Genomic DNA, 24,989 nt, shown 5'->3' on the forward strand with positions numbered 1-24,989 from the left:
CATGATCGCGATGGCCTGGGTCTCCCTGGTCGCCGCCCGCTTCCGCACGTCCGCCTGAATCACGCACCACTTCAGCCCGCCGGAGAAGGGCGTGGAAAGCCGACCGGGCTCCTGACCAAGGTGGCCCGAGGCGGAGTTCTGCTGAGCCCCGTCGCACAGCCAACCCACGCCCACCACGCCAACTGCCGGTCGGAGTAGCACAGGAGGACATGGAGGAGAGCAATGCGAGACGCGATAGCCGGGCCTGCGGCGCCTCGGGCGAGCGCCACAGCAGCGGAATGTCGGCCACCCCGTCATCAGGGCTCAGCGCCACGAACTCCTCGTGGACCAGCACCTCGCGAAAGCACAGGTGTCCAGTGAAGAACCGGCTGCCTTTCCGCGGAATGACCGTCCTGATGCCCTGCCTGCGCAGATAGAGCGGTCACCCCCGCCCGGCGGCGTCCGACGCGGCAGTGGGCGCCACTCCGCTTCTCATGCTGTACGCATGTGCGCACAGCGTGCGCTAGGCTGGGTCACCGGACGAGAGGAGCTCACATGCCAGCACCTGACGACCAGCCCATCCCCTCGGTGTGGGCACGGCCCCGCAAACAGCGCGAACAGCCCACGCTCAGTCCGGAATCCATCGTGGCCGAGGCCATCAGGCTCCTGGACGCCGAAGGCGTGGAGAACCTCTCCATGCGCCGCCTCGGCCAGCGTCTCAACGCCGGAGCCACCTCCCTCTACCGGCACGTCGCCAACAAGGACGAGCTCATCGAACTCGTCGTCGACGAGGTCTACGGCGAGCTCAGGGTGCCCGACCCCGGCGACCCCGCGGGCTGGCGCGCCGCCATCACCGAAGGCGCCCACAGCCTGCGCGCCATGATCCTGCGCCACCCCTGGGTGGCCGCCGTCCTCGGCCAGGTCGGCCTGGCCTCGCTCGGCCCCAATCTCGGCCGTCAGTCCGGCCGTATGCTCGCACACTTCAGCCAGGCCGGATTCCAGGCCGGCGAGGCGGGCCAGGCCATGGACACGCTCATCGCCTACGTCATCGGCATGACCACCAGCGAGGCCGCTTACCTGTCGATGCTCGCGCGCAGCGGCAAGACCGAGCAGGAGTGGATCGCCGGCCTCCGGCCGCTCACCGAGCAGGCCGTGCGCGACGAGCCGATGCTCAGCGACCTCTACGCCGCGATGCAGGGGGAGGACCCGGCGAAGACGCGGGACGCGAACTTCACCTACGGGCTGGAACGCGTCCTCGACGGCCTGGCCGCGCGCCTCGGCTCACAGGGCTGACGCCCACGGCCGGCGGCCTGGCCGCGCGCCCCAGCCTGCGAGGAGGGCGGGGCGCGCGACGAGCCGCCTTCATAGGTGAAGCGTCAGGCCTGTGGGCCGATCTTCTCCGAAAAGATCATCACTCGTGATCCCCTACTGCGCCGGCGAGCGCGCGGCGCTCACAGAGAGTCCAGCCAGGCGACGAGCCTGGCCCCCTCGCGTGTCATGATCTCCGGGTCCCGCAGCGCGTTGGCCAGCAGCGACATCCCCTGATACGCGCCCACCAGGGTCACCGCGAGCGCGTCGGGATCGGGCTGCCCCAGCTCGCGGAACTGGCCTGCCACCCAGTCCAGCAGCAGCCGGATGAGGTTGCCCGCCGCGACGTCCAGCCCGCCCTGCTCACGCTTGTCCAGCTCGGCGGCGAGCGTCCCGGTCGGGCAGCCGTAGAGCGCGGCCTCGTCGCGCTGGGAGATCCAGCCCTCCACCAGATGCTTGAGGCGGTCGCGCGGGTCCGGCAGGCGGTCCAGCTCGCCGGTGATGAGCTGCAGCCGACGCTCGTGCTCGGCGAGCGCGGCCGCGACCAGCTCGTCCTTGGTCTTGAAGTAGTAGTACACGTTGCCCACCGGGACATCGGCGGCACGCGCGATGTCGGCGATGGTGGTGCGCTCGACTCCCTGCCGGTGAACTACCTGGGCGGCGGCCGCCATCAGGCGCTTGCGCTTGGCTCCGGCGGCTTGCACCCGTTGTGAGTCAGTCACCCGACTAACTATAGGCGACAGAGTGTGTTACCGTTTCTCTGAGTCAGCCAACTAACTCAAAACTAGGAGAGCTCATCATGATCGTTGTTACGGGTGCCACGGGGAACGTCGGCCGGACCCTGGTGCGGCTGCTGGCCGAAACGGGCGAGCAGGTCACCGCGGTGGCTCGCCACATCACGCAGGCCGACGTCCCAGAGGCCGTACGCGCCGTCGCCGCCGATCTGGGCGACGTCGAGAGCCTGCGCCCGGCGCTGGAGAGAGCGGACGCGCTGTTCCTCCTGGTCGCAGGGGATGACCCGCAAGGGCTCGTGGGGGCGGCCAAGGCCGCGGGCGTCCGCAAGATCGTCCTGCTGTCCAGCCAGGGAGTAGGGACAAGACCGCAGGCCTACCGGCACGCCGGGGCGTTCGAGGAGGCCGTGCGAGAGTCTGGGCTGGGCTGGACGATCCTGCGTTCCGGCGGCATGGCCTCCAACGCCTACGCGTGGGCCGAACCGGTCCGCCTGCACCGCACCGCTGCCGCGCCCTTCGGCGACGTGGGCCTGCCGTTCATCGACCCCGACGACGTGGCCGCCGCCGGGGCTGCCGTCCTGCGTGAAGCCGGGCACGACGGCGCCACCTATGTCCTGACCGGCCCTGCGGCGACCAGCCCGCGCGAGCGGGCGGCGGCGATCGGCCAGGCGCTGGGCGAGCCGGTGCGCTTCGTCGAGCAGACCCGGCAGGAGGCCCACGAGCAGATGGCGCGGTTCATGCCGCTGCCCGTGGTCGAGGGGACTCTGGCCATCCTCGGCGACCCCACCCCCGAGGAGCAGCGCGTCAGCCCGGACGTCGAGCGGATCCTGGGCCGTGTCCCGCACCCCTTCGGCGAGTGGGCCGCGCGCAACGCCGCCGCCTTCCGGTGAGCAAGAGCCCTCCGGCGATCCAGACCTTCCTGTCCGAGCCGCCTGCGGCCACCCCGACCGCCCTGCGGCCGGGCGGCGCCCCGCACGTCGCGGCCGTCCACTTCACCTGGGACGGCCACGCGGTCCTGGCCCGCGCGCTGAAGGGCGCCACGGTCGCGTTCATCCCCCGAAGCCGACGACGGCGCCGGAGCTGAAGACAGTGGTTCCAGCGAGCGCCTAGTCCTGGGTCCCGGTGCACCGAGCCACTGTCATCTCGGAGGAGTCCTGCTCATGTCGTTCGTGGCCGACGCCGGCGGCGACCCGACCACTGCAGGGTCTACGACCAGCACCAGGTGACCATGAGGCCCGCCCACTCGACGAAGTGGGCGGGTCTCGCGGCTCACGAGAATGAGGCGACGGCCTCCTTCTCGTCGTCGTAGGTGTCGAAGACGGTGATCAGCTGGGTGATGGTGAGCAAGTCCTGGATCTTCGGGGGGAGATCGAGCAGGATGATCTTCCCTTCGTGGTTTTGGACGGTCGTGTAGCTGGAGACCAGCTCTCCCAGCCCAGAGGAGTCGATGGAGCTGACCTGTGCCAGGTTGAGAACGATCCGCCTCTGACCGTCGCTGAGCGCTTCCCGCACTGCCTCTCTCACCTGTATGGCGCCTTCCCCAATGGTGATCTTGCCGTTGAGGTCGAAGATCACGACGCCGTCGGCCGTACGCTTCTTGATATCCATCCCGGATCCCTTTCTCTCCTCCCGCTCGCCGTCACGGCGGGCGGCAATGACGGTCTTGCGCAGCGTGAGCACACATCCACCGCCGGGCGGGAAGGCGTACTCGACGCTGTCCATCAGGTGATGCATGAGGAAGATCCCCCGGCCCGATGGCCGCAGCCGCTGCTGTGGGGTCAGCGGATCGAGCACCGTTCGCGGGTCGAAGCCCGGCCCGGCGTCCGCCACCCGCACCACGAGCCGACTCGATTCGACAGCCAGGTCGACCACGGCCACGGTGCCCGGGTGAGCGGCGCAACCGTGCTGCACGGCGTTCGCCACCGCCTCGCGTACCGCGATGAGCGCCCCCTGCGCGGCGTCGACGTCCACCGGCACGTCGGCCAGCAGTTCGATGAGGGCGTGCTCGGCCTCATCGAGTAGCGCGTATTGGTTGCCGGCCACCCGCCGCGTGCGCTGTGCGGGTGGCTGGGCCGTCTCCCGGTCGAGCTCACGTTCGCCGGGGTGGTCACCTGCAAACTCTGGGGCGATGCTGTCCACTCACACTCTGTACCCGTCTGATGACGAATTGCTACCTTCCGTGACCGACGGGTGGTTCCGACAACTTCGGCACTCACGCGCGACAAGCCACCAGGCTCTTACCGTGCAGGTAGAACGAGGAACTCGCCCGCAGCAACCAGTCGAAAGCCGACCAGGACCCATCCACGTGGCTGCCACCGTATGACCGCGGCGCGGACGACGACCCTCAGGCCGCAGCAGAACGGTTCTCTGAGCCGCGCGCCTCCAAGGGCACCGGCAGCTACCTCGACACCACCCAGACCGAGATCGCGATGGCCGCCGACCCCGCCACCGCCACCCCCAACCGGCCGGCCTTCCTGACATCGCCGCTGGCGAACGCGATGCGGCTGTTCAGAAAGCCGTCGGTGAGCCTGCGCCTCACGCTGGACAAGCCGACCGCGCGCTATCTGATCCGAGACCGGGATGGGAAGTTCTCCGCCCTCGTGGACGGGATCATCGCCGAGACCGGTATCCAGAGCGTGTTCACCGGTATCTGGTGCGGGTCAGCGCTGTGGAAGCCCTCCCTGGTGGTGCCGTGCTCCTTCAACAGCTGCTGGCGCCGGTGGCAGCCCCACTCGTCCCGGCAGCGCCGGCTCGGAAGCGGCTAAGCTCGTGACGACAGGCTGGTCACATCACTGCGGTAACCGACAGTTGGGGTGATCCTGATGGCTGAGCCTGAACGCTGGCAGGTCTCAACGGATGCCGCCGAAGTCTACGAGTCCTGTTTCGTACCTGCGATCTTCGGCGCCTGGGCGAGCCCGGTTGCTGACGCCGCTGGAATCAGGACGGGGAACAAGGTTCTGGACGTTGGCTGCGGGACCGGCGTGCTCGCCCGCGAGGCCCTTCGGCGGGTCGGGCAAGGAGGCCAGGTCGTTGGCGTTGATCTTAATGAGGGGATGCTGGCGGTCGCAGCGCGAACTGAGCCGAAAATAGCGTGGCGACTGGGCGACGCGGTCTCGCTTCCTTTCGAAGATATGAGTTTCGACGTCGTGGTCAGCCAGTTCGCGCTCATGTATTTTCCGGACCGCGTGGCCTCCCTCCGCGAGATGTGGCGCACGCTCGCGACAGGGGGACGCCTGGCGGTCGCCGGGTGGGCGCCGATCGATCACGCCCGCGGCTACCGGATTCTGGTAGATCTAGCCGGCCGACAATGCGGGCGTGAGGCAGCGGACGTGCTGGCAGCGCCGTTCGTCCTTGGCGATCAGATCGAACTGGCCAAGCTCTTTGGGAGCAGCGGCATTTCGGGGGCCGAGGTTACCCTCCATGAGGGTTCGATCCGGTTTCCGTCGGTAAAGGAGTTCATACGCATAGAGGTCAAGGGTTCGCCCTTGGCTGAGATGCTCAGCGACGATGCGATGCGATCTCTCGCCGCGGAATCCGAAGATGCGCTTGCGGAGTTCGTGATGCCTTCAGGCGAGATCATTATGCCGATGGACGCGCACATCGTGACCGCAAGCAAAGGCTAGTGTCGTGCGTGAGCATGAACGGTTCGATAGCCAGTACCGAGCCCATCAAGCCCGGGCCCACTGAGCACGCTGGTCACCAGGTCCTCGTGCCCCTGGATGTCGTCCGACTCCAACATCACGACGAGACCTCATCAGCGCTGCGCGGCTCCCTGCGTTCTTGCTGGTTGAGCCGGTGACGCTGGATGGAGGAACGGCGGTAGACCTCCTCGCGTGCCCGCATGATTTCGCCGAGCGGCGCGTGTTCGGCCGTCACCCGCCACGGGGTGAAGGAGAGCGCGTCCATCTTCCTGAGGGTTTCCTCATCCGAGATGTCCTGCCGCGGCGCATGACCCGGCTTGATCTTGGTAAAGACGGTGAACTCGCTGCACACACCGTCCTTCATGCCCGGGCGCTCGGGCTGAGCTGATGGGGTTGCGTCTGGCGTCGCAGTCATGGTTAGCCCCTCCTGCCACGGATCCGTCCGAGGAGAGCCAGGCGCTCGGTGATGAGGCGCCATCGCCCTCAACTCCATTCTGACCACACCGCTGTTGGCCGGCTGGAGGCAGGTCAGCACTGTGAGCGGACGCGTCATCCGCCAAGGTCCGGTGTCCACAAATCGGCGAACCGGAGATGCGAGACCGGCCCATCGATCAGCGCGTAGCCGAAGGGCTCGTGTTGCAGGATGTGAAGGGTGACAGTGATCCCCCCTGGCCGCCCCCCTCGGCCGCCCGTGCCGGCCATTGTGTGGAAGACGTATCTGACAGTCGCGGCGATCTCTCTCGTGGTGGCGATCTACGCGGCGATCATGAAGGACCCCCAGGCCATGACGGCCATGGCCACCGCCTCCGCCGGATGCGCCGTCTTGTTCATCCGGGCCTACGTCCGCCGGAGACTCTGAGGCCGGGGCCGAGGTGCAGAGCGTGGCTCGCGGCCGCCTCGTACACCACGGCCGTGGACGCAACCCCCTTCCTCGGGGCGGACGGCCTGCCATGGACACCTCGTATGTCGATGGGCGCCTGCGCGGACAGTTCGGCGTCGGGGCGGGAGGCGCGTTCCGGGCCGGGACCGATCACACCCGCATGCGCCAGGCGATGTCACGCAGGGCGGCCGCGAGGCGATCCACGTCGTCCGTCGAGGTGAACAGTGCGGGCGTGACCCGCACGCAGTCACCACGTGCCACTCCCCCGCGCTGGACCGTGAAGATGCGATAGGTCTTCATCAGCGTGTCGGTGATGGCCACGTTGTCGGCCTGCGAGGTGCGGCCGGAGATGCGGAAGGCGGTGATGGCCCCGTACGTCTCCGGCTCCTCCGGAGTGAGGATCTCCAGGTTGGCGATGTCTCTCACCTGGTTCACCCACCGCTCGCGCAGGTGGCGAAGCCGTGCCTGCTTGACCGCCGCGCCGAGGGACTCGTGGAAGTCCAGCGCGGCGTCGACGGTGAGGATGGGTGCGACGTTCATGGTGCCTGAGTGGACGCGGGAGCGGATGTCGGTCACGGGATAGGTCTCGTCGGTGTAGAGACGGTCCATGTCGGACAGGCACTGCTTCCTGATATAGAGGAAGCCCGATCCGAGGGGTGCGCCCATCCACTTGTGCAGGGAGAACACGGCGAAGTCGGCGTCGAGGTCGGCGACGGTGAAGTCGAGCTGCCCCCAGGAGTGGGCGGCGTCGACGATGACGTCCACGCCCGCGTGGCGGGCCATGGTGACGATCTCTCGCACGGGTGTGACGAGCCCGGTGCGGTTGTTCATGTGGCTGAGCAGCAGCAGCTTCAGGCCGGGGTGGTCGCGCAGCGCCTGGTCGTAGGTGTCGAGCACCGCCTGTCGGGTGGCCGGCTCGGGAATGACGATCTTCGCTACGTGGACGCCGCGCCGCTCGCGCAGCCAGTTCATCGCGTACTGCCCGCTGTGGTAGTCCAGGTCGGCGTACATGACGGTGTCGCCCTGGCGCAGGCGGTTGTACCCCGAGATGAGGTTCTGGAGCGCCTCGGTGCCTCCCCTCGTGAGGGCGATCTCCTCACGAGAGACGCCGAGCACGGCGGCGACGCGGTCGCGAACCAGGTCGGCGCGCGGCTTGTACTCGGTGCGCAGCAGGTGGGAGTTGCGCTCGTTGAGGTGGTCGACGTTGCGGTGGTAGGCCCGCCGTACCGGATCCGGCATGATCCCGTAATAGCCGTTCTCCAGATTGACGAAATCCGGGCTCACGCTGAACTGCCGCGCGACGGCGGCCCAGAACCGCTCATCATGTGCGAGCGCCTCGGGAGTCACCTCCTTGGGTACGGCAGGCAGCACGGATACCGCCTTTCCGCAGACCGGCAGAGCACCCAGCCCGGCGATCACATTTCTTCTGGACAGCGTCATAAAGGCATCTCCGATACGTCTCGAGAATCGCTTCCGCACGCCCAAGGCTCCACGCCGCAGCGTTCCTCTTCGCCACCGGCAAAGCGAGATAAAACGCTCACGTTTTGCGAAAAGGTGTGTCTTCGCTGGGCGCGCCATGCCTGGCGCCGGGCATCATCCCCAGTGATGTTCGCGACACGATCAGCCTGCTCAGGCCGACCCGCCACCACAGATGCCGGTCGGGCACTGGCGCACGCGTTGACCGTGCTCGCCATGATCATCGGAGTCGTCTTCGCCCACGGCGGAGCATGTGCCGCCCTGGTGCTCTCGGAGGCGGCCGCGCATGACGTGCACAATCCGCACGCGAGCGCTCCGATCGCAACGGCGATCCCTGATGTCACGGCATGCGCCCACGGCGAACTCCCCGCTCGGCACCATCACGGCATGGAGCAAGACTTCTCCGTCCCAACCTGCCCACTGACGTCCTTCGATCGAGCGACTGCCTCGCCTTCGCCTACTCAGGCATATCTCGGGTTCCGCGGGCCGAATCCATTGACGACGCGATTCTCCAGAACAGACATCGCTTGCCTCTGCGTGCTGCGCGTATAGGGCGACGATTCCCCCTTCGTCATTCCCGATCACCGCAAGGCGACTGTTTCGCCATGCCCGCAAACGCACCAGCAACCTGAGGAATCACATGTCAACGCCAGTGTCTTTCGCGCGGCCTCTGGATATGCCGTCCATTCCGTATTCTTCGCTTTCTCTCGCTGTCGGCAACACGCCGGTCACGTTCGTTTCCGAGCCCTTCGTCGGGGGTGGAAGAGGCTTCTGGGCCAAGCTGGAGGGTTTCAACCCCGGCGGGATCAAGGACAGGCCGGCGCTGCACATGGTGCGCCAGGCCCGTGCCAGAGGAGACCTCGCTCCCGGGGCCACGATCATCGAGTCGACCAGCGGCACCCTGGGCCTCGGTCTGGCTCTGGCGGGAATCGTCTTCGGCCACCCCGTCGTGCTGGTGGGGGACCCCGGGATGGAACCGCTCATGCGGCGGCTGCTGACCTCCTACGGCGTGCGCCTGGAACTCGTCACCGAGCCGCATCCCGTGGGCGGCTGGCAGGAGGCCCGCCGCGCGCGAGTGCGCTCCCTGCTGCGGGAGACACCAGGTGCCTACTGTCCCGACCAGTACAACAACCCGGACAACGTCGAGTCCTACGCCGGGCTGGCGCATGAGCTGCTGGCCCGCCTCCCGCACATCGACGTGCTGGTGTGCTCGGTCGGTACCGGCGGGCACAGCGCCGGCATCTCCAAGGTGCTGCGCCACCACTTCCCTGGCCTCAAGCTCGTCGGAGTCGACACCGTGGGCTCCACCATCTTCGGCCAGCCGGCCAGGCCGCGGTTGATGCGCGGGCTCGGCTCCAGCATCCATCCGCGCAACGTCGCCTACGACTCCTTCAGCGAGGTGCACTGGGTCAGCGCTTCCGAGGCGGTGTGGGCATGCCGTGCTCTCGCCGTCCAGCACTACATCTCCGGCGGCTGGAGCACCGGCGCGGTCGCGCTGGTGGCCCGCTGGCTGGCGAGCACCGCCCCAGGTCAGAGCATCGTCGCGGTCTTTCCCGACGGTCCGTGGCGCTACTGGGACACCATCTTCGACGACGCCTACTGCCACGCCCACGGGCTGCTCGATGTCGCCCCCGCGGACGAGCCCGACGTGATCGGCGCGACGTCGGAGCGCGAAGTCCACCGCTGGACGCGATGCGCGGGCGTGACCGACCCGCTGGCGCCCTCCAGAGGAGGCGCATGGTGATCGAGACGCTGCGGCAGTTCCGCTCCTTCGAGACACCGATCAAGCTGGTGCAGGTCAACCAAGCCGGCATCAACCTCGGCTTCTACATGCTCATGCCGTACCTCGCCCAGCATCTGGCGACCGGCGTGGGCCTGGCCGCTTGGACGATCGGGCTGGTCCTGGGTCTGCGGAACCTGAGCCAGCAGGGGCTGTTCCTGATCGGCGGCACGCTGGCCGACCGGCTCGGCTGCAAGCGTGTCATCATGGCCGGTTGCGCGCTGCGCACGCTCGGATTCGTGCTGTTCGGCCTGTCGACCGCGCTGCCGGTGCTGCTCGTGGCCGCCGCCGTGACAGGCTTCGCGGGCGCGCTGTTCAACCCGGCGGCCAGGGCTTACCTCGCCCGGGAGGCGGGTGACCGCAAGGTGGCGGCGTTCGCCGTGTTCAATGTCTTCTACCAGGGCGGCATCCTGCTCGGGCCGCTCCTTGGCATCGTGCTGCTGAACGGCGGCTTCACCGTGGTGTGCCTGTCCGCGGCGGCGATCTTCGCGGTACTGACAGTCCTGCAAGGGATCTACCTTCCGGAACGGCGGGACACGGCGACGCCGGACAGGCCCCCGGTCTGTCGTGAATGGCGGCAGGCGTTCGACGACCGTGCGTTCCTGGCGTTCGCCGCGGCGATGATCGCCTCCTATGGCCTGTCGTTCCAGATGTACCTGGGCCTGCCCCTGGAGGTGCAGCGCGCCGGTGGTGGTGATGGCTGGGTGGCGGTGCTGTACGCGCTGTCGGCCGTCCTCGGGATCGCCGGCCAGGTACGGCTGACCGCCTGGTGTTCCCGCCGCTGGACCCGGGGCCGAGCGATGAGCATCGGCCTGGCACTCATGGGGGTGTCGTTCGTTCCGATGGCCGTGGCCGCACACCTGTCGCCGCCGTGGCCGTGGGCCATCCTGCCCGCCCTCGCCTGCACGCTTGTGCTCACCGCAGGCACGCTGGTCGCCTACCCCTTCGAGATGGCCACGATCGCCGACATGGCCGGCGACCGGCTGGTCGGCACCTACTACGGGCTGTACAACCTCCTGTCCGGTGTGGGCATCCTGGCCGGCTACCTGGTGTTCGGGTCCGTGATGGACCTGACGGCATCCACCGCCTGGGCGAGCGTGCCGTGGGTGGTGCTGGTCGCCGCCGGTCTCGCCTCCGCAACCGCCGTCAGGCGGCTGACGAACCGCGACCGGCTGATCGCCGGACAGGCGACGGCGGCCGCGACCTGACGTGAGCGTGTCGCCGGTCCGGAGCCGAACGAGAGGCGGCGACGAGGCTGTGCGCAACGACTGCCACAATCTTCTACATTATGTAGAAGTAACTCGGAGAAGCTCGACCGGCCTGCCCGGGACACGGCATGCGATGGACACGTTCGGCACATCACGTCCGATCCGAGGTCAGCACTGGTGAAGGGAGAAGCATGTCGAACGATGACGATCGGACGGAAGCCCGTAAGGCGAAGGTCGAAGCGATGCGAGCCGAGGACCGGCGCAAGGAGGCGCGCAGGAAGAACCTTGCCGTGACGCTCTCCGTCGTCGGCGTCTTCGTGGTGGTGGTCGCCGCGATGTTCGCCGTCAACCGCCTCGGTTCAGGCCAGACGAGTGCCGTCGCGGCCGGCGAGTCCCAGCTCGTCCGCGCCGACAGCCACCGCCTGCAGACGGCCGCGGACGGCAAGGTCACCCTGGTGGAGTTCCTGGACTTCGAGTGCGAGGGCTGCGGCGCGTACTTCCCTGTCGTCGAGGAACTGCGCAAGCAGTACGCGGGGAAGGTGACCTTCGTCGCGAGGTACTTCCCGATCGGCAGCCACTTCAACGCCGAGCGGGCGGCCCGCGCGGTCGAGGCGGCCGCCAAGCAGGGCAAGTTCGAGGCGATGTACCAGCGTATGTACGAGACCCAGAAGCAATGGGCGGAAAAGCAGGTCCCTGCGGATGCCGCCTTCCGTGGCTTCGCCAAGGACCTCGGACTGGATCTGGCCGCGTGGGACAAGGCCTACAACGATCCCGCCACTCTGGAGCGAGTGAAGAAGGATGCCAAGGACGGCGAGGCGCTGGGCGTGCAAGGCACCCCGACGTTCTTCCTGAACGGCAAGAAGATCGAACCCCGCTCCTCCGACGAGTTCAAGGCGGCCATCGATGCAGCACTCGCCGGCTGACACCGCGGCCGTTCCATCCGTTGGCAGCGCTGCGGAGCACGACGAGCCGTATCCCCGGCTGCTGCCACGGCTCCTGCTGGTAGGCGGCGCGCTCGGCTTCGTCGCTGCCTTCGTTCTGGCAGTCGAGAAGATCGCGCTGCTGAAGAACCCCGCCTACGTGCCCAGCTGCAGCATCAACCCGGTCCTGTCCTGCGGCTCCGTCATGAACACGCCGCAAGCCGAGGCGTTCGGCTTTCCCAATCCACTCCTCGGCATCGCCGCCTTCGCCTGCGTGACCACCGTGGGCGCGGCCCTTCTCAGTGGCGCACGGCTCCCGCGCTGGTTCTGGCTCGGGCTCCAGGCGGGGGTCACCTTCGGGGCGGTGTTCGTCCACTGGCTCATCTATCAGAGCCTCTATGTGATCGGCGCGCTCTGCCCCTACTGCATGGCCGTCTGGGCGGTGACGATTCCCCTCTTCTGGTACGTCACCCTGCGCAACTTCCGCGGCCGCAAGGTCATCGGGGCACTCGCCGGCTACCACACCGTCGTGCTCGCCATCTGGTTCATCGCCGTCGTCACCCTGATCGGCATCAGGTTCTGGCCCTACTGGAGCACCCTCGTCTGATGCTCCGACCGGTCAGACCCAGATGGCGACGCACAAGAGAGGCGCCACGAGAACGGCAAGCGGCCCGCTCAGCAGCAGGCCGGCCGCCGAATACGCAGCCGCAGGCACCCAGCCCGACTCCAGCCGACGACCGAGCAGGCGTTCCAGCCGTTCGGTGAGCCCCGCGTCAGCGAGAGCGAACGCACCAGCGCCCTTCCCTGCCGCCGGCGCCGCCATCCGCACCAGAGCGCGAGCCAGTGGCAACTCGCCGTGCACCTGACGTGCGTGATCATCGGCGATCATCTCGAGCAGCACGGCAACGGCCTGCCTGGCCGTCGCCACCAGCGGCAGCCACGGAAAGGCATGGTTCAGCGCGAGAAACGGAAGCAGCACCAGGTCGTGGCGGCCACGAGCGTGAGCACGCTCGTGTGCGAGAACCGCGTCCAACTCCTGAGCACACAGCAGATCCAAGGTCCCCCGGCTGAGCACGACGCGCCCATGCCTGCCCGGCACGCAGTACGCCACGCACCCCTCACTGGGCAGGACGTACACGTCGTGCATCGGCAAGTGATCCGCGACGACGTCGACCAGAAGCCGCTGACGCCGCTGATCGAGCACCGTCTTCGCGGCCACGCGGATCGTATGAGCCAGCAACCAGACGGACAGCCCAGCCGACCAGGCCAGAGCACCCATCTGCACAGGTCCGAGCCCATCGAGTCCATGTCCGCCGGCTATCTGACGCGCGAGCGTGTGCATGCCGTGCGGGAAGACGGCCGCCAGGGGCCATACCGCCGCGACCAGTCCGACGCACACCGCACCCAAGCCCCCGGCCAGCCCGACGGCTTGCCAGAGCACCAGAGCGGCGCGCGGATACCGGAAGGTCCAGGCCGCCGACGCCAGTCTGCGAGCCATGCGGCTTCCCAGGGCCGCGGGAAGCACCGCGGCACCAGCGGCGATCAGCCAGACGGTCACGACGGCGTTTCCCCTCGGGCGCCGAGCGCCTCGCGCAGGGCTGCCGCCACCTCGGGACTCACCGTTCCGACAAAGCGCTGCACCGCCGCCTCGATGTCGCTCGCCTCGTCCAGCGCGGCACGCATGGCCTCCGCGACGACGGCGTCCTTCTCCACGACGGCCTTGTAAAGGTGGGCGCGCCCCACCCTTTCTCTCGACACCATGCCCTTACGGGAAAGCCGTACGAGGACCGTCAACACGGTGGTGATAGCCGGGCGGGAGGGGAGACCGGCCGCGACGTCCTGAGCGAACATCCCGTCGGGGTGCCGCCAGAGGGACTCCATGATCGCCCGCTCGAGATTGCCCAGGTGCATCTGGGAGCTCCCTGCCCAGTTCGTTCTACTGACAGTAGAAAGGCTACAACTCGCGGTGCACGGCTCCCACGGCCTTGACGATCGGGCGGCCGATCATCGGGGGTCCTCCTTGGGGGAGCAGCAGCCGTCGGCGCACCCCTCGGGCTCGGCGGCGTCGGCGGGTGAGGGAATCGAGATGGCGGGTACGGCGCAGCACGCGTCGCCGCGCCAGGCTTCGCGGCCTTCCTTGACCGCGACGGCGGCGATGACCAGAGCGGCGATCGGGTCGGCCCACGACCAGCCGAACACGCTGTTCAAGGCCAGTCCTGCCAGCAGCACCGCCGACAGGTAGGTGCACAGCAGCGTCTGCTTGGAGTCGGCCACGGCCGAGGCCGAGCCGAGCTCCCGTCCGGCGCGCCGCTGCGCCGCCGACAGGAACGGCATGATCACCAGCGACAGTGCGGCCAGGATGAGACCGGGGGTGGAGTGTTCGGCCTGGCCGACGCCGAACAGGGCGCGGGCGGCGTCGACGGTGACGTAGGCGGCCAGGGCGAAGAAGGACAGCGCGATGACGCGCAGCGCGGCCCGTTCCCGTCGCTCGTGGTCGGCGGACGAGAACTGCCAGGCCACCGCCGCGGCGGAGGCGACCTCGACGATGGAGTCCAGGCCGAAGCCGATCAGCGCCGCCGAGGAGGCGATGGTGCCGGCGGTGATGGCGACGGCCGCCTCGATCACGTTGTAGGTGATGGTGGCGGCCACCAGCAGCCTGATCCGACGTCGCAGAACGGCACGCCGGGCCGGAGCAAGGCCCGGGCCTGGCGGGTTCAACGCGGTCATGACACCGCCTTCCCCAGGAGCTCGATGTCGTCGCCGTCGGCCAGGCCGCCTGCCGGACTGCCGTGGGCGGGGCGCAGCGCGACCGCATGCCCGGTGGCAGCCAGCAGCTGCTCGGCGGAGGCGAGCAGGTCCATCAGCTCGGGCCGGGTCAGGAAGTAGAACGACTGGCGGCCCTCGGCCCGGTAGTCGACCAGGTCGCAATCACGCAGGCAGGCCACGTGCTTGGAGACGGTGGACTGGGCCAGGCCAAGCTCGCCGGTCAGGTCGACCACGCGGGCCTCGCCGCGGGCCAGACGCTGGACGATCCTCAGCCTGGTTTCATCGGCCAGCGAGTGAAACAGCGCGGCCGCCGGCGGCAAGCCCGCGGCGATGTCGGCGCTGACGCACGGGCCACCATCATTCATCGTCATACCACGATGATAGCCATGGATTGCGCTTGATTGACAGGGCGGCCCCTGGCGACGTCTCAGGCGTCCAGGCGGTGCGGGGAAGAGGGGTGAGGCAAGGAAACCGCACGTGACAGGCTTAGGGTGGCCGGTACAAGCCACCTCCATGCGGGGAGCGGGGGCGGGGGCGGGCGATCCCATCCCCAGCGACCCAGGTGATGCTCCGAAGGGAGGCAGTCGATGACCCGACCGCTCCGACGTGCCTTGCGGCTGGCAGTTGTGCTCGCCACCACAGTCGCGGCCGTGAACACCATCAGCATCAGCGCGAACGGCGAGAGCCGTTCCGGCGGTCAAGGCGGCGAGCTCCGTCACGTGCACGGCCTGGGGATCAATCCCGGTGACGGCAAGGTCTACGTGGCCACCCACCACGGCGTATACCGCATCGAGGCACCCGGGAAGGCCGCCCAGGTCGGGACCGGGCGCCAGGACACCATGGGCTTCACCGTCATCGGCGAGAACACCTTCCTGGGGAGCGGTCACCCCGCACCCGGCCAAGGCGGGCCCTCCAATCTCGGCCTGATCGAGTCCTCTGACGCCGCGGCCACCTGGCGCACGCTGTCCCTGGCCGGCGAAGCCGACTTCCACGCCCTCGAATACGCCCACGGCACCGTCTACGGCTACGACTCCACCTCCCAGCGGCTGCGGGTCAGCGCCGACAAGATGACCTGGGACAACCGCGCCCAACTCGACGCCGCCGACATCGAGGTAAGCCCGGCCGACCGCGGCATCGTCCTGGCCACCACCGAGCAGGGCGTTGCCAGGAGCACCGATGGCGGCCGGACCTTCCGCCCCAGTGGTGGCGTGCCGCAGTTGCTGCTGTCCTGGCCCGCCGCCGACGTGCTGTACGCCGTCGATCCCGCCGGGACCCTCAGCAGGAGCGCCGACGGCGGCGACATCTGGAAGACGATCTCCACCGTCCCGGGTGGCCCGCCCCAGGCGTTCGAAGCCGTCGATGCCCGCCACCTGCTCGCCGCCACGGACGGCGGCATCTACGAATCCCGCGACGGCGGCGCCACCTTCACCCGCCTGCTGCCGCTGTCCTGAGAACATCGCATCGGGTGCGAGCCCACCTCGTGCCGGGAGGAGAGGAGCTAGCCCGTGGATTCGCGGCGTCGCGAGACGGCTCACGACCGCGACAGTCCCGCCTCCCTGGCCCCCTGGCGCCCCGCCCTGGCCCTGGTCTCCGCCGGGAGCGACCCGTCCGCCCCGTCATCACGACTGGCCACGGAGGCGGCCGGGGCCCGGAAATCCGGTTGACCACGCTTGTAGCGTGGCGGGCATGCAATGGGCCGAACAATTTGTGAAGCAGGGGTTCGTCAAGGTTCGGGCGGCCGCGCCGGAGGTGGGACTAGCCGCGCAGGAGCTGCTGTGGAAGCAGATCGGCCTGTCCCCCGACGCGCCCGAGGGCTGGACGCAGCCGGTGGTGTGGGCCGCCGACATGACCGGCCAGGGGCCGTTCGGGCAGATCATCGGCTCGCCCGAGCTCGCCCGGGCCCTGGACGAGGTGTGCGGGCGGGGCGGCTGGCAGCCGCTCGGCAGTTGCGGCAACATCCCGATCCGGTTCCCGAACCTGCCGCCGGCCGACGACAGGGGCTGGCACATCGACCTCAACGTCATGACCGAGGACGGCGGTTGGGCGGTCAGCGGGCGCTCCACCACGCTGCTGCTGCTGATCCTGTTCTCCGAGGTGGGGCCGGACGACGCGCCGACCAGGATCCGGGTGGGCTCCCAGCGTGACGCGCTGCCCGCCCTCGGTGACGGCACGTACGACCATGTCAGCGCCGGCCAGCTGGTGGAGACCGCCAGTGCCGAGCGGCCGCTGGCCCACGCCACGGGGCTGCCGGGCGAGGTGTACGTGGTGCATCCGCTGACCGTGCACGCCGCGCAGGAGCATCTGGGCAGCCGGCCGCGGTTCATGGCCCAGGCGCCGGTCTTCCTGTCGGCACCGCTGGACCCCGCGGCGGACACGCCGCTCGCCCGCGCCGTGCGGGAGTGATGACGCGACAGGCTCGCCGCCGTTGAGGCTCGTGTAGTCCTTGTCGGCGAACACCTCGGGAGCTCGTTCGACCCATGCCGCCCAGCATGTCGGCCGTCGCCGCGGGCCAGGGAGACGGAGAGGTTGCGGACCGGACTGCAGGAAGCTGCGGGAGTGGAATCAAGGGCCGCGTGCGGGTTGCGCGGCAGGTGGCGACAGAGGCGTTCCTGCTCGGCGGTCAGCCCCAGGCTCGCAAGACTCGTCATGATTCTCCACTTTCTCCGTACAAGATACAGTGTATCTTGTACGGCATTAGGGGAGGTGTGTGATGGGACCCGAGCAGGAGCTGCCCACCGTCGTCGCACGGATGTGGGGGCGAGAACCTGTGTCGCGCCGCGGCCCCCGCCCCGGCCTGACCCTCGAGCGGATCACCGATGCCGCGATCGAGATCGCGGACGCCGAGGGTCTGGCCGGAGTGCGGATGAGCAGCGTGGCCGCCCGGCTGGGCGTTTCCACGATGTCGTTGTACGGCTACGTCGCGAGCAAGGACGACCTGCTCACCGCGATGGTGGACGCGGCGGCCCCGGAACCGCCCGAGCCGGGCATCCTGCCGTGGCGGGAGTACCTGGCCGCATGGACCCGCGCCAACCGCGATTTCCTGGCCGGCCACCCGTGGCTGCTGGAAGTCTCGCCCCTCACCCCGCCCACCGGGCCACACACGCTGCGCTGGCTGGACCGGGTGCTGACCGTGCTGACCGGCGCCGGGCTTGCAGCGGCGGAGGCCATCAACATCGCCTCCACCTTGTCCGCCTACGCCGCCAGCTCCGCCACCCTCCAGTCCGCCATGAGCGGCACGGTCGACGACGCAGGACCGGAAGGACTGGCCGGCTACACCGCGCTGCTCACCCAGCTCATCGACGCCGACGGCTACCCGGGACTGGCGGCGGCGCTGGAGTCGGGGGCGTTCGGCGCCGCGCCGGACTGGATCGAGGACGCCGACTTCACTTTCGGCCTCACCCTGCTCCTGGACGGCATCGAGGCGCTCATCGTCCGGCGGAAGAAGGCCGAATCATGATCGAGGTCAGACGCGCCGCCCACTTGGGCGAGAGTTACCGCAGAGCGATCACCAGGATCTTCGTGGACGGCTTCGGCCCCGACCTGTCCTACTTCTCCAAAGAGCCGGACAAGCTCACCGACGCCCTGGCACACATGCTGGTGCTGGAGGCGTTCTACGTCGGCCTGGTCGACGGGGAGCCGGCGGGAATCGTCGCATGCACCGACGGGCTGCAGCGGGCGGTCCGGCACGACGCCAGAGAGCTCCGCAGGCACCTCGGCATCTTCAAAGGAACGATCGCTCACGTCTCGTTCACCCGTGAGTTCGAGCAGCCTCTGCTCTACGCCAGGGAGAGGATGGCCTCGCTGGAGTTCGTCGCGACCGGGTTGACGTTCCGTGGGCAGGGAGTGGCCTCGGCCATCATTCAGTACCTCCTCGACCTGCCCCAGTACGACGAGTACGTGCTGGACACCATCGCTGACATCAACACCCCGGCCCTGCGCCTGTACGAGAAGCTCGGCTTCACCGAGTTCAAGCGGACCAAGGTGCACCACGCGAAGATCACCGGGATCAGCGCCTATGTGGGCATGCGTCTGGTCCAGGCAGGTTCGAGGCCGCGGACGCTCTGAGCGAGCGCGCGGACGAGGTTCGGCTTGGCCCAGGCGAGGAGTCTTGCACCGTGTCCCCGCCCGGACCGTCGTCGATGCGGCTCGCTCACTGTAAGTTATCGCCTTGTACTGACAGTAGTCGGCAGTCTGTCTGCCACCAGCGAAGGGCCAGCACATGCGCGTTCTCACCGGGTCGTTGATCGCGGCCGTCATCCTCGTCGGCCTCGCCGCCGCCCCCGCCTCGGCCGCCGCCCCCGATCCCACCTCAGCCCTCAACTCGCTCATGGACCAGGTCAACGACTTCCTCAAGGGCCCGACGATAGGCGCGCTCGGGGACAGCAACTTCCTCCCAGGAGCGCATTAGGTCCCGGTCCCGAGGGGAGACATGTCGGCGGGCCGCCCACGCGGTGACTGGATGATCGTGCTGCCGGCCGGCCGGCGGCGCTGTGCGGCGATCTCGTGCTTGCTCAGCGAGCCGTCGATCGCCGCCGCAGTTATCCGCAACGGTCGATCAGAAAGCACTTCAGCGGTGAGTGGCAAGGACGGCGTGATGGTCGATGCCGTCAGAACCATCAGGATCCGCGTGAACGGTGGCCGCCGTAAGGCGCGGAAGATCGTGGATGAGCCGATGCTCGGCCGCCACCGCCACGGCATGCGCCTCGACCAGCGAGAGCCGATCGCTCACCTGGATGTCGACCTCGGCCCGCAACGCATGACCGATCCAGCGCAGCCGTACCGATCCGACCCCCTTCACACCCGGCACCCCGGACAGGATGCTCTCCGCCTGCTCCACCAGACGAGGGTCCACAGCGTCCATGAGCCGGTGGTAGATCTCCCGGGCGGCGTCACGCAGGACGAAGCAAATGGCGGCGGTGATGGCCAGGCCGACGATCGGGTCAGCGATCGGGAAGCCGAGGGCCGCGCCGCCCGCGCCGAGCAGGACGGCGAGCGAGGTGAAGCCATCGGTGCGGGCGTGCAAACCGTCTGCTACGAGGGCGGCCGAGCCGATCTCGCGGCCGACCTTGATGCGGTACCGAGCGACGGCCTCGTTTCCGAGGAACCCGATCACGCCTGCGGCGGCGACCCAGCCGAGAGCCTCAACATCCTGTGGATGCATGAGCCTGACCACGGCCTCGTATCCGGCCAGCGCCGCGGAGGCCGCGATGAGCAAGACGATCACGATTCCCGCCAGGTCCTCGGCTCTGCCGTACCCGTAGGTGAAGCGCCGGGTGGCGGCCCTGCGGCCCAGAGAGAACGCGATGGCCAGAGGTAGCGCGGTCAAAGCGTCGGCGAAGTTGTGAAGCGTGTCCCCCAGAAGGGCGATGGAGCCGGAGACGGCCACGATCACGGACTGCACGAGCGCGGTGGCCATGAGAGCGGCGAAGGAGACGGCGAGCACGCGCATGCCCTTGCTGCTGGCCTCCAGCGCTTGATCGGTCTTGTCGGCGGTGTCGTGGCTGTGGGGCCTGATCGCATGCCCGACCCGTGACAGCAGACCCGCGACGGTCCTTGACCGCGAATGACCGTGGCCGTGCCCATGACCGTGCCCGTGGCCGACTTCGCTGGTGTCCTGTCCTGACATGCCCACCTCGCTTGCATCTGGCGCGCTGAGCAGGACTCTACGTAGCCATGGACGCATGAGACAACGGATCAGGTGCCACATACTTGCAGGAGCAACCACCCAGCGCAGCGGGCCTCACCCCGCATCCGGCGGTGCCGCTCCACCTCGGCTCCTGAGCTGCTGTGGTTTTCCGCAGGTGGAGTGGGCGGAGCACCGCATTCTGCCGAACAGTCGATCTCCATAGCGTTGAGCACATGATGCAGACGATGATGAACGTGCTGGTAGCGGCGGCTGTTGCGGCGGGCGGCCACGGTGTGGACGTACGCTCCGACCTGGAGAAGATCGTGGCGGGCAACGGGGCCACGGCCGCCCTGGCGCGGGTCTCCGACGGCGGACGCACCTGGTCGACCGCCGTTGGTGTGCGCGACATCGAGCGCGGGGGACGGCCGTCGCCCCATGGGTACTTCCGGATCGGCAGCGTCACCAAGACCTTCGTCGCGACCGTGGTGCTCCAGCTTGTGGACGAGGGCAAGGTGCAGCTCGACGACCCCATCGACCAGCACCTGCCCGGCCTGGTGCCGGGCGGCGAGCTGATCACGGTCCGCCGGCTCCTCAACCACACCAGCCACCTGTACGACTACATGAGCGAGCCCGGATACTCGACCAACCGTTGGCGCGGCGACGCTCGGTTCCGCTCCTACCAGCCGCGCCGGTTGCTCAAGGTGGCCTTCGCCAAGAAGCTTCCCGATGATGGGAAGTGGCACTACTCCAACACCAACTACGTGGTGCTCGGGCTGCTGGTGGAGAAGCTGACCGGCAACCCGTACGGCGAGGAGGTCATGCGCCGCGTCCTGCGCCCGCTGGGGCTGCGCCACACGGTGGTGCCGGGCGACCGGGCAGGGCTGCCGTCTCCGCACGCCAAGGGGTACGAGCCGCTGCCCGACCTGGTGGACGCGACGCGGATGAACCCCTCGCTGGACTGGGCCGCGGGCGAGATGATCTCGACCGCGGCCGACCTGGAGCGGTTCATGTCGGCGCTGCTCGGCGGCGAACTGATCAGCAAGACGTCATTGCAGGCGATGCGCACGACGGTAGAGACGGGGGCCGGCTTCGGCTACGGGCTCGGACTGCAGGCCTACCCACTGCCGTGCGGCACGGTGTGGGGGCACAGCGGCGAGCTGATCGGTTACCTGACGTTCGCGTTCCGCTCGGACTCCGGCAAGTCGATGACCCTGTCGATCAACCCCTCGACCCGCAACCCGACCACCGAGGAGGTCATGGGCATCGCCGTCAAGGCGTTCTGCGGGTCGGCGAGCCGGCCGCGCGGTTGATGGTCGCGACCGCCCCCGCGGGAGGGGGCAGCCGCGCCGCCCGGGCGTGTGCCCCCACGGAGGGCCTGTCGGCGCGTTGCCGATCAGCCGCCGGCCGCCGGCTTGTCTTCTCGGTTCACGAGTTCGTCGCGTGTCCGGGCGTTGGGCGTTCCGGGTGGTCGCCTCTGCCGCCACTGCTCCATGGCCTGCCGGAAGGCCTCGCTCAGGAGGAGAAGAAGTTCGGCCGAGGACTCGAAGCGGGCACCCGCCGGGGTCGCGACTCCCATAATCTCGGCTCCGCGCTGCGATGCGGCCACCAGGGCCTCGTTCATCTGCAGACCTGCGAGGAGAGACCTGAGCCAGATCTCATCGTCGATGACGTAGCGTTCGCGCCGCGCGCCTGGAGCCCGTTCCCGCCTGAGCATTCCCTGCTGTTCGAGGAAGGCGACGGCGTGCGAGATGGACGCCGGGCTGACGCGAAGCCGCGCGACCAGGTCAGCGGCGGTGAGAGCGCCGGAGTCAGTGATGTACAGGCAGGCCAGCACCCTGGCCTCCATCCGGGGCACGCCCTGCTGAACGAGGAGAGCCGTGTAGGACTCCGTGAAGTCCCGCACCGCTTGGGGGTCACGCCCATGGCCGCTGTCAACGATCGGCGGCGCCGGAGGCTGGGCCTGCTTGTGCCGGTGCGCACGATGCCGTGTGGCCTCGTGCGCCCGGTCCGCCCCGTAATCGTCGGGGCCGCCGTTGCGGGTGACCTCCCGCATGATGGTCGAGGCGGGCCGCCCTAGACGCCGGCCGATCTCCGCGTATCCGAGCCCCTCGGCCAGCCCCGCAGCGATGTGCTGGCGGTCCTCATTGGTGAGCCTGCCTCCGGGCATCGGTGCTCGTCCCCTGTCTGTCGACATGCACGGGAGCTCCGCGCCCGCACACCCGCTGCACAGTATGCATTCACCCGGAGCCCATTGCAATGCACATCTGATCATCCATTGCATTTAGCTTCATACTCATTGCAAAGATAGCCATATGCATGCCATGGAGCAGGACTTATGTGAGCTCTCTTCTTTTGACGAATTGATAAACGCAATGTAGTGTCGCAGACGTTCAGCGATCCCCGAACGTTTGGCGGGGCCGTAAGCAAGGAGATTCATGATGGGAAACGGCAACAGCGGCTTCTCCGAAGCAGGGCTGCGCAGACTGCGCGAGGTGCTGGCACGGCATGTCGATTCCGGGAAGGTTCCCGGGCTGGTCGCCCTGGTCAGCCGGGGCGGTGAGACGCACGTCGAAGCGATCGGGACGATGCGCCATGACGGTGGCGCGCCGATGCGCCGGGACACGATCTTCCGGATGGCCTCGACGTCCAAGCCGGTCGCGGCCGCGGCGGCGATGGTCCTGCTCGACGAGTGCAGGCTGCGGCTCGACGACCTGGTGGAGCAGTGGCTGCCCGAACTCGCCGACCGGCGGGTGCTGAAGCGGATCGACGGCCCGCTGGACGACACCGTGCCGGCTCGGCGGCCGATCACCGTGCGGGACGTGCTGACCTCCACGTTCGGGCTCGGCATGGATATGACGGCGCTGGGCGCTCCGATCATGAACGCGGTCTTCGAGCAGGGGCTCACGCCCGATCTGCCGGAGCCGATGCCCGAGCCGGATGAGTGGATGCGCCGCCTTGGCACGCTTCCGCTGATGTACCAGCCCGGAGAGCGCTGGCAGTACCACATCAGCAACGATCTGCTCGGCGTGCTCGTCGCCAGGGTCACGGGCCAGCCGTTCGAGACGTTCCTGCGCGAACGCCTCTTCGACCCGCTGGGGATGAAGGACACCGGTTTCCACGTGCCCGCCGACAAGATCGACCGGCTGCCGACCCTCTACGCCCCCGACCCGCAGACCGGAGAGTTCCTCGTGTGGGACGAGGCCGAGGAGGGACGCTGGAGCAAGCCTCCGGCGTTCCAGGGCGGCGGTGGCGGGCTGGTCTCCACCGTCGACGACTACCACGCCTACTATCGGATGCTGCTGAATCAGGGGATGCACGGGACCGAACGGATCCTGTCCCGGCCGGCCGTCCAGCTGATGACCACCAACCGCCTCACGCCCGAGCAGAACGCCGCCCGAAACGCCATGGCCACCGACAACGTCCATCTGTCATTCGGCCAAGGGCAGCACGGCGGCTGGGGCTTCGGGATGGCGGTGCGCGCCTACCGCGGCGACTACGCGCCCATCGGCCAGTTCGGCTGGGACGGCGGAAGCGGCACCTCGACCTACGCCGACCCGGACAACCAGCTCACCGGAATCCTGCTCACCCAGGTCGGGATGTCGGTCCCGAATTCGGCGCGGCTGATCCACGACTTCTGGACCACGACCTACCAGGCCATCGACGACTGACACCGAGCCCGCGCCGGGCAGATCCGCCTTCAGCCCCCTGGCGGCCGAATCGTCGATGGGCCGATGCCGCCGGCTCGCCCCACAAGATCGTCACCCACGGCAGCATCGCCCTGGCCTCCGCGACCGGCCTGACGGCATGTCCCGGGGTCCTCTCCGGACCCCGGGACGCGGCGTGCCGGGTCAGGGAGGGGCCGCGCCCATGTTCATCTCCACCGCATCCACGGATTAGAGGGTCTCCGCCGACTTCCCGCCGAATCGTCACGCCCGACCGGGCAGGCCGGAGATCAGACACTCCTGGCCGAGCGGCGCGCACCGTCGAGGCTAGCCATTCATGAGCTGGGCCAGGCGGTCCCAGGCCGGGGATGAGGCTCCGGGCTGGGATTGCGCGGCCAACCGGGCGATGGCGGGGTTGGCGACGGGGCGGGTCTCGGAGCGGCTGTGATGGTTGGTGAACCAGTTCCGGGTACGGTCCGCGAGGGCGGGGAGGCGGGGATCGTTCGCAGGCCAGTCGTAGGCGGCGTCGTGTTCGAGGTAGAGGGCGCGGAACTCGGGATTGGTCAGGAGTTCGCGCTTTTCGGCGATCCACAGGTCGGCGTCCTCGGGTGAGGCCGTTTGCATGAGGATCCAGCCGTCGCGCTCCAGGTGTATCTGGCGCTCGCTGACGCCGAGTTGGCGCAAGTCCTCGAGATGGTCGGCGACTTCCGGGGAAACGAAGAGCCGGTCGCCGCCGCGCAGCTGGGCGAGTTGATCGCGGACTCGCCGCAGCTGCGCGATGCGGTCTTGGAGGTCGTGGTCGACCTCGGCGATGGCTGCCGTGAGCGTGTCCGGGTCGGCGTCAAGAAGGTCTTTGATGCGGGCCAGCGGCAGGCCCGCGTTGGCCAGGGTCCTGATCTTGACGAGCTTGATGGCGTGCTCGGCGGTGTAGCGCCGGTAGCCGGAGGAGTCGCGGTCGGGCTCGGCGAGCAGACCGCGCTCGTGATAGTGGCGGATGGCTTTGATGGTCACG

28 protein-coding genes are annotated in these 24,989 nt (G+C 68.6%); 17 read left to right on the top strand and 11 right to left on the bottom strand.

The annotated features are described in order from the left end of the window. Positions 1–534 precede the first annotated feature (534 nt). Positions 535–1,272 (top strand): TetR/AcrR family transcriptional regulator C-terminal domain-containing protein, encoded by a 738-nt coding sequence (locus tag ACFSKW_RS05345; RefSeq protein WP_379569743.1) that lies wholly within the window; start codon positions 535–537, stop codon positions 1,270–1,272. A gap of 158 nt (positions 1,273–1,430) precedes the next feature. On the opposite strand, the gene ACFSKW_RS05350 is transcribed toward ACFSKW_RS05345, so the two are convergent. After that, the gene (locus ACFSKW_RS05350; protein WP_379569745.1) at positions 1,431–2,009 is read right to left on the bottom strand and encodes a TetR/AcrR family transcriptional regulator; all 579 of its coding nucleotides are present in this window, start codon (positions 2,007–2,009) and stop codon (positions 1,431–1,433) included. Between the two features lie 77 nt (positions 2,010–2,086). On the opposite strand from ACFSKW_RS05350, the gene ACFSKW_RS05355 reads away from it, so the two are divergent. Both ACFSKW_RS05355 and ACFSKW_RS05360 read left to right on the top strand, forming a co-directional pair. Beyond that, positions 2,087–2,908 carry an SDR family oxidoreductase gene (locus ACFSKW_RS05355; RefSeq protein ID WP_379569747.1) on the top strand — a complete coding sequence of 274 codons (822 nt, stop codon included), beginning with the start codon at positions 2,087–2,089 and terminating at the stop codon, positions 2,906–2,908. After that, a complete protein-coding gene (locus ACFSKW_RS05360) occupies positions 2,905–3,102 on the top strand; it encodes a pyridoxamine 5'-phosphate oxidase family protein (RefSeq protein WP_379569749.1) in 198 nt (65 codons plus the stop codon). The genes ACFSKW_RS05355 and ACFSKW_RS05360 overlap by 4 nt, the downstream gene beginning before the upstream one ends. A gap of 185 nt (positions 3,103–3,287) precedes the next feature. Here the strand turns inward: ACFSKW_RS05360 and ACFSKW_RS05365 are convergent, their stop codons facing one another. Then, positions 3,288–4,157, bottom strand: coding sequence for an anti-sigma factor antagonist (locus ACFSKW_RS05365; protein WP_379569751.1), 870 nt, complete (start codon positions 4,155–4,157; stop codon positions 3,288–3,290). A gap of 290 nt (positions 4,158–4,447) precedes the next feature. Between ACFSKW_RS05365 and ACFSKW_RS05370 the strand changes: the two genes are divergently transcribed. Both ACFSKW_RS05370 and ACFSKW_RS05375 read left to right on the top strand, forming a co-directional pair. Continuing rightward, on the top strand, positions 4,448–4,783 hold the full coding sequence (locus ACFSKW_RS05370; RefSeq protein ID WP_379569753.1) for a hypothetical protein: 336 nt from the start codon (positions 4,448–4,450) through the stop codon (positions 4,781–4,783). A 57-nt stretch (positions 4,784–4,840) separates the two neighbouring features. After that, positions 4,841–5,641, top strand: a complete 801-nt coding sequence (locus tag ACFSKW_RS05375) for a class I SAM-dependent methyltransferase (protein WP_379569755.1) — start codon at positions 4,841–4,843, stop codon at positions 5,639–5,641. A gap of 115 nt (positions 5,642–5,756) precedes the next feature. Here the strand turns inward: ACFSKW_RS05375 and ACFSKW_RS05380 are convergent, their stop codons facing one another. Then, positions 5,757–6,074: a hypothetical protein gene (locus ACFSKW_RS05380; protein WP_379569757.1), complete on the bottom strand. Its 318-nt coding sequence runs from the start codon at positions 6,072–6,074 to the stop codon at positions 5,757–5,759. 237 nt (positions 6,075–6,311) lie between these two features. On the opposite strand from ACFSKW_RS05380, the gene ACFSKW_RS05385 reads away from it, so the two are divergent. Further along, positions 6,312–6,518: a hypothetical protein gene (locus ACFSKW_RS05385; protein WP_379569759.1), complete on the top strand. Its 207-nt coding sequence runs from the start codon at positions 6,312–6,314 to the stop codon at positions 6,516–6,518. Between the two features lie 171 nt (positions 6,519–6,689). On the opposite strand, the gene ACFSKW_RS05390 is transcribed toward ACFSKW_RS05385, so the two are convergent. After that, positions 6,690–7,979 carry an aminotransferase class V-fold PLP-dependent enzyme gene (locus ACFSKW_RS05390; protein ID WP_379569761.1) on the bottom strand — a complete coding sequence of 430 codons (1,290 nt, stop codon included), beginning with the start codon at positions 7,977–7,979 and terminating at the stop codon, positions 6,690–6,692. A 712-nt stretch (positions 7,980–8,691) separates the two neighbouring features. Between ACFSKW_RS05390 and ACFSKW_RS05395 the strand changes: the two genes are divergently transcribed. The 4 genes from ACFSKW_RS05395 (at position 8,692) to ACFSKW_RS05410 (ending at position 12,530) form a co-directional block, all read left to right on the top strand. Next, complete coding sequence (locus tag ACFSKW_RS05395; protein WP_379569763.1) at positions 8,692–9,759, top strand: PLP-dependent cysteine synthase family protein; 1,068 nt, start codon at positions 8,692–8,694, stop codon at positions 9,757–9,759. After that, positions 9,753–11,003: an MFS transporter gene (locus ACFSKW_RS05400; RefSeq protein WP_379569765.1), complete on the top strand. Its 1,251-nt coding sequence runs from the start codon at positions 9,753–9,755 to the stop codon at positions 11,001–11,003. The genes ACFSKW_RS05395 and ACFSKW_RS05400 overlap by 7 nt, the downstream gene beginning before the upstream one ends. A 242-nt stretch (positions 11,004–11,245) precedes the next feature. Then, complete coding sequence (locus ACFSKW_RS05405) at positions 11,246–11,926, top strand: DsbA family protein (protein ID WP_379569767.1); 681 nt, start codon at positions 11,246–11,248, stop codon at positions 11,924–11,926. Beyond that, a complete protein-coding gene (locus ACFSKW_RS05410; protein WP_379569769.1) occupies positions 11,907–12,530 on the top strand; it encodes a vitamin K epoxide reductase family protein in 624 nt (207 codons plus the stop codon). The genes ACFSKW_RS05405 and ACFSKW_RS05410 overlap by 20 nt, the downstream gene beginning before the upstream one ends. Before the next feature lie 12 nt (positions 12,531–12,542). Here ACFSKW_RS05410 and ACFSKW_RS05415 read toward each other — a convergent pair whose 3' ends face one another. From ACFSKW_RS05415 to ACFSKW_RS05430, 4 genes are all read right to left on the bottom strand, one after another. Continuing rightward, positions 12,543–13,481, bottom strand: coding sequence for a M56 family metallopeptidase (locus tag ACFSKW_RS05415; RefSeq protein ID WP_379569771.1), 939 nt, complete (start codon positions 13,479–13,481; stop codon positions 12,543–12,545). Beyond that, positions 13,478–13,834 (bottom strand): BlaI/MecI/CopY family transcriptional regulator, encoded by a 357-nt coding sequence (locus tag ACFSKW_RS05420; protein WP_379569773.1) that lies wholly within the window; start codon positions 13,832–13,834, stop codon positions 13,478–13,480. Before ACFSKW_RS05420 ends, ACFSKW_RS05415 begins: the two co-directional genes overlap by 4 nt. A gap of 93 nt (positions 13,835–13,927) precedes the next feature. Next, the gene (locus tag ACFSKW_RS05425; protein ID WP_379569775.1) at positions 13,928–14,650 is read right to left on the bottom strand and encodes a cation efflux transmembrane domain-containing protein; all 723 of its coding nucleotides are present in this window, start codon (positions 14,648–14,650) and stop codon (positions 13,928–13,930) included. Then, positions 14,647–15,060, bottom strand: a complete 414-nt coding sequence (locus tag ACFSKW_RS05430; protein WP_379569777.1) for an ArsR/SmtB family transcription factor — start codon at positions 15,058–15,060, stop codon at positions 14,647–14,649. Before ACFSKW_RS05430 ends, ACFSKW_RS05425 begins: the two co-directional genes overlap by 4 nt. A gap of 279 nt (positions 15,061–15,339) precedes the next feature. Between ACFSKW_RS05430 and ACFSKW_RS05435 the strand changes: the two genes are divergently transcribed. The 5 genes from ACFSKW_RS05435 to ACFSKW_RS05455 all read left to right on the top strand — a co-directional run bounded on the left by ACFSKW_RS05435 (position 15,340) and on the right by ACFSKW_RS05455 (position 19,097). After that, positions 15,340–16,140 (top strand): F510_1955 family glycosylhydrolase, encoded by an 801-nt coding sequence (locus tag ACFSKW_RS05435; RefSeq protein ID WP_379569779.1) that lies wholly within the window; start codon positions 15,340–15,342, stop codon positions 16,138–16,140. A 256-nt stretch (positions 16,141–16,396) separates the two neighbouring features. Beyond that, positions 16,397–17,092, top strand: a complete 696-nt coding sequence (locus ACFSKW_RS05440; RefSeq protein WP_379569781.1) for a phytanoyl-CoA dioxygenase family protein — start codon at positions 16,397–16,399, stop codon at positions 17,090–17,092. A gap of 307 nt (positions 17,093–17,399) precedes the next feature. Further along, positions 17,400–18,146: a TetR/AcrR family transcriptional regulator gene (locus ACFSKW_RS05445; protein ID WP_379569783.1), complete on the top strand. Its 747-nt coding sequence runs from the start codon at positions 17,400–17,402 to the stop codon at positions 18,144–18,146. Beyond that, on the top strand, positions 18,143–18,754 hold the full coding sequence (locus tag ACFSKW_RS05450) for a GNAT family N-acetyltransferase (RefSeq protein WP_379569785.1): 612 nt from the start codon (positions 18,143–18,145) through the stop codon (positions 18,752–18,754). The genes ACFSKW_RS05445 and ACFSKW_RS05450 overlap by 4 nt, the downstream gene beginning before the upstream one ends. A 154-nt stretch (positions 18,755–18,908) precedes the next feature. Beyond that, positions 18,909–19,097 carry a hypothetical protein gene (locus tag ACFSKW_RS05455; RefSeq protein WP_379569786.1) on the top strand — a complete coding sequence of 63 codons (189 nt, stop codon included), beginning with the start codon at positions 18,909–18,911 and terminating at the stop codon, positions 19,095–19,097. Between the two features lie 159 nt (positions 19,098–19,256). On the opposite strand, the gene ACFSKW_RS05460 is transcribed toward ACFSKW_RS05455, so the two are convergent. Further along, positions 19,257–20,315 carry a cation diffusion facilitator family transporter gene (locus ACFSKW_RS05460; protein WP_379569788.1) on the bottom strand — a complete coding sequence of 353 codons (1,059 nt, stop codon included), beginning with the start codon at positions 20,313–20,315 and terminating at the stop codon, positions 19,257–19,259. 233 nt (positions 20,316–20,548) lie between these two features. Between ACFSKW_RS05460 and ACFSKW_RS05465 the strand changes: the two genes are divergently transcribed. Further along, positions 20,549–21,625, top strand: a complete 1,077-nt coding sequence (locus ACFSKW_RS05465) for a serine hydrolase domain-containing protein (protein WP_379569790.1) — start codon at positions 20,549–20,551, stop codon at positions 21,623–21,625. 83 nt (positions 21,626–21,708) lie between these two features. On the opposite strand, the gene ACFSKW_RS05470 is transcribed toward ACFSKW_RS05465, so the two are convergent. Further along, positions 21,709–22,509 carry a GbsR/MarR family transcriptional regulator gene (locus ACFSKW_RS05470; protein ID WP_379569794.1) on the bottom strand — a complete coding sequence of 267 codons (801 nt, stop codon included), beginning with the start codon at positions 22,507–22,509 and terminating at the stop codon, positions 21,709–21,711. 244 nt (positions 22,510–22,753) lie between these two features. Here ACFSKW_RS05470 and ACFSKW_RS05475 point away from each other — a divergent pair, with 244 nt between their 5' ends. Beyond that, on the top strand, positions 22,754–23,983 hold the full coding sequence (locus ACFSKW_RS05475) for a serine hydrolase domain-containing protein (protein ID WP_379569796.1): 1,230 nt from the start codon (positions 22,754–22,756) through the stop codon (positions 23,981–23,983). 321 nt (positions 23,984–24,304) lie between these two features. Here ACFSKW_RS05475 and ACFSKW_RS05480 read toward each other — a convergent pair. Beyond that, positions 24,305–24,989, bottom strand: a 685-nt coding sequence (locus ACFSKW_RS05480; RefSeq protein ID WP_379569792.1) for a MerR family transcriptional regulator, incomplete at its 5' end; no start/stop codon positions are given.

It is taken from the genome of Nonomuraea mangrovi (assembly GCF_042681425.1).
In the GTDB taxonomy this organism is placed as follows: Bacteria; Actinomycetota; Actinomycetes; order Streptosporangiales; family Streptosporangiaceae; genus Nonomuraea; species Nonomuraea mangrovi.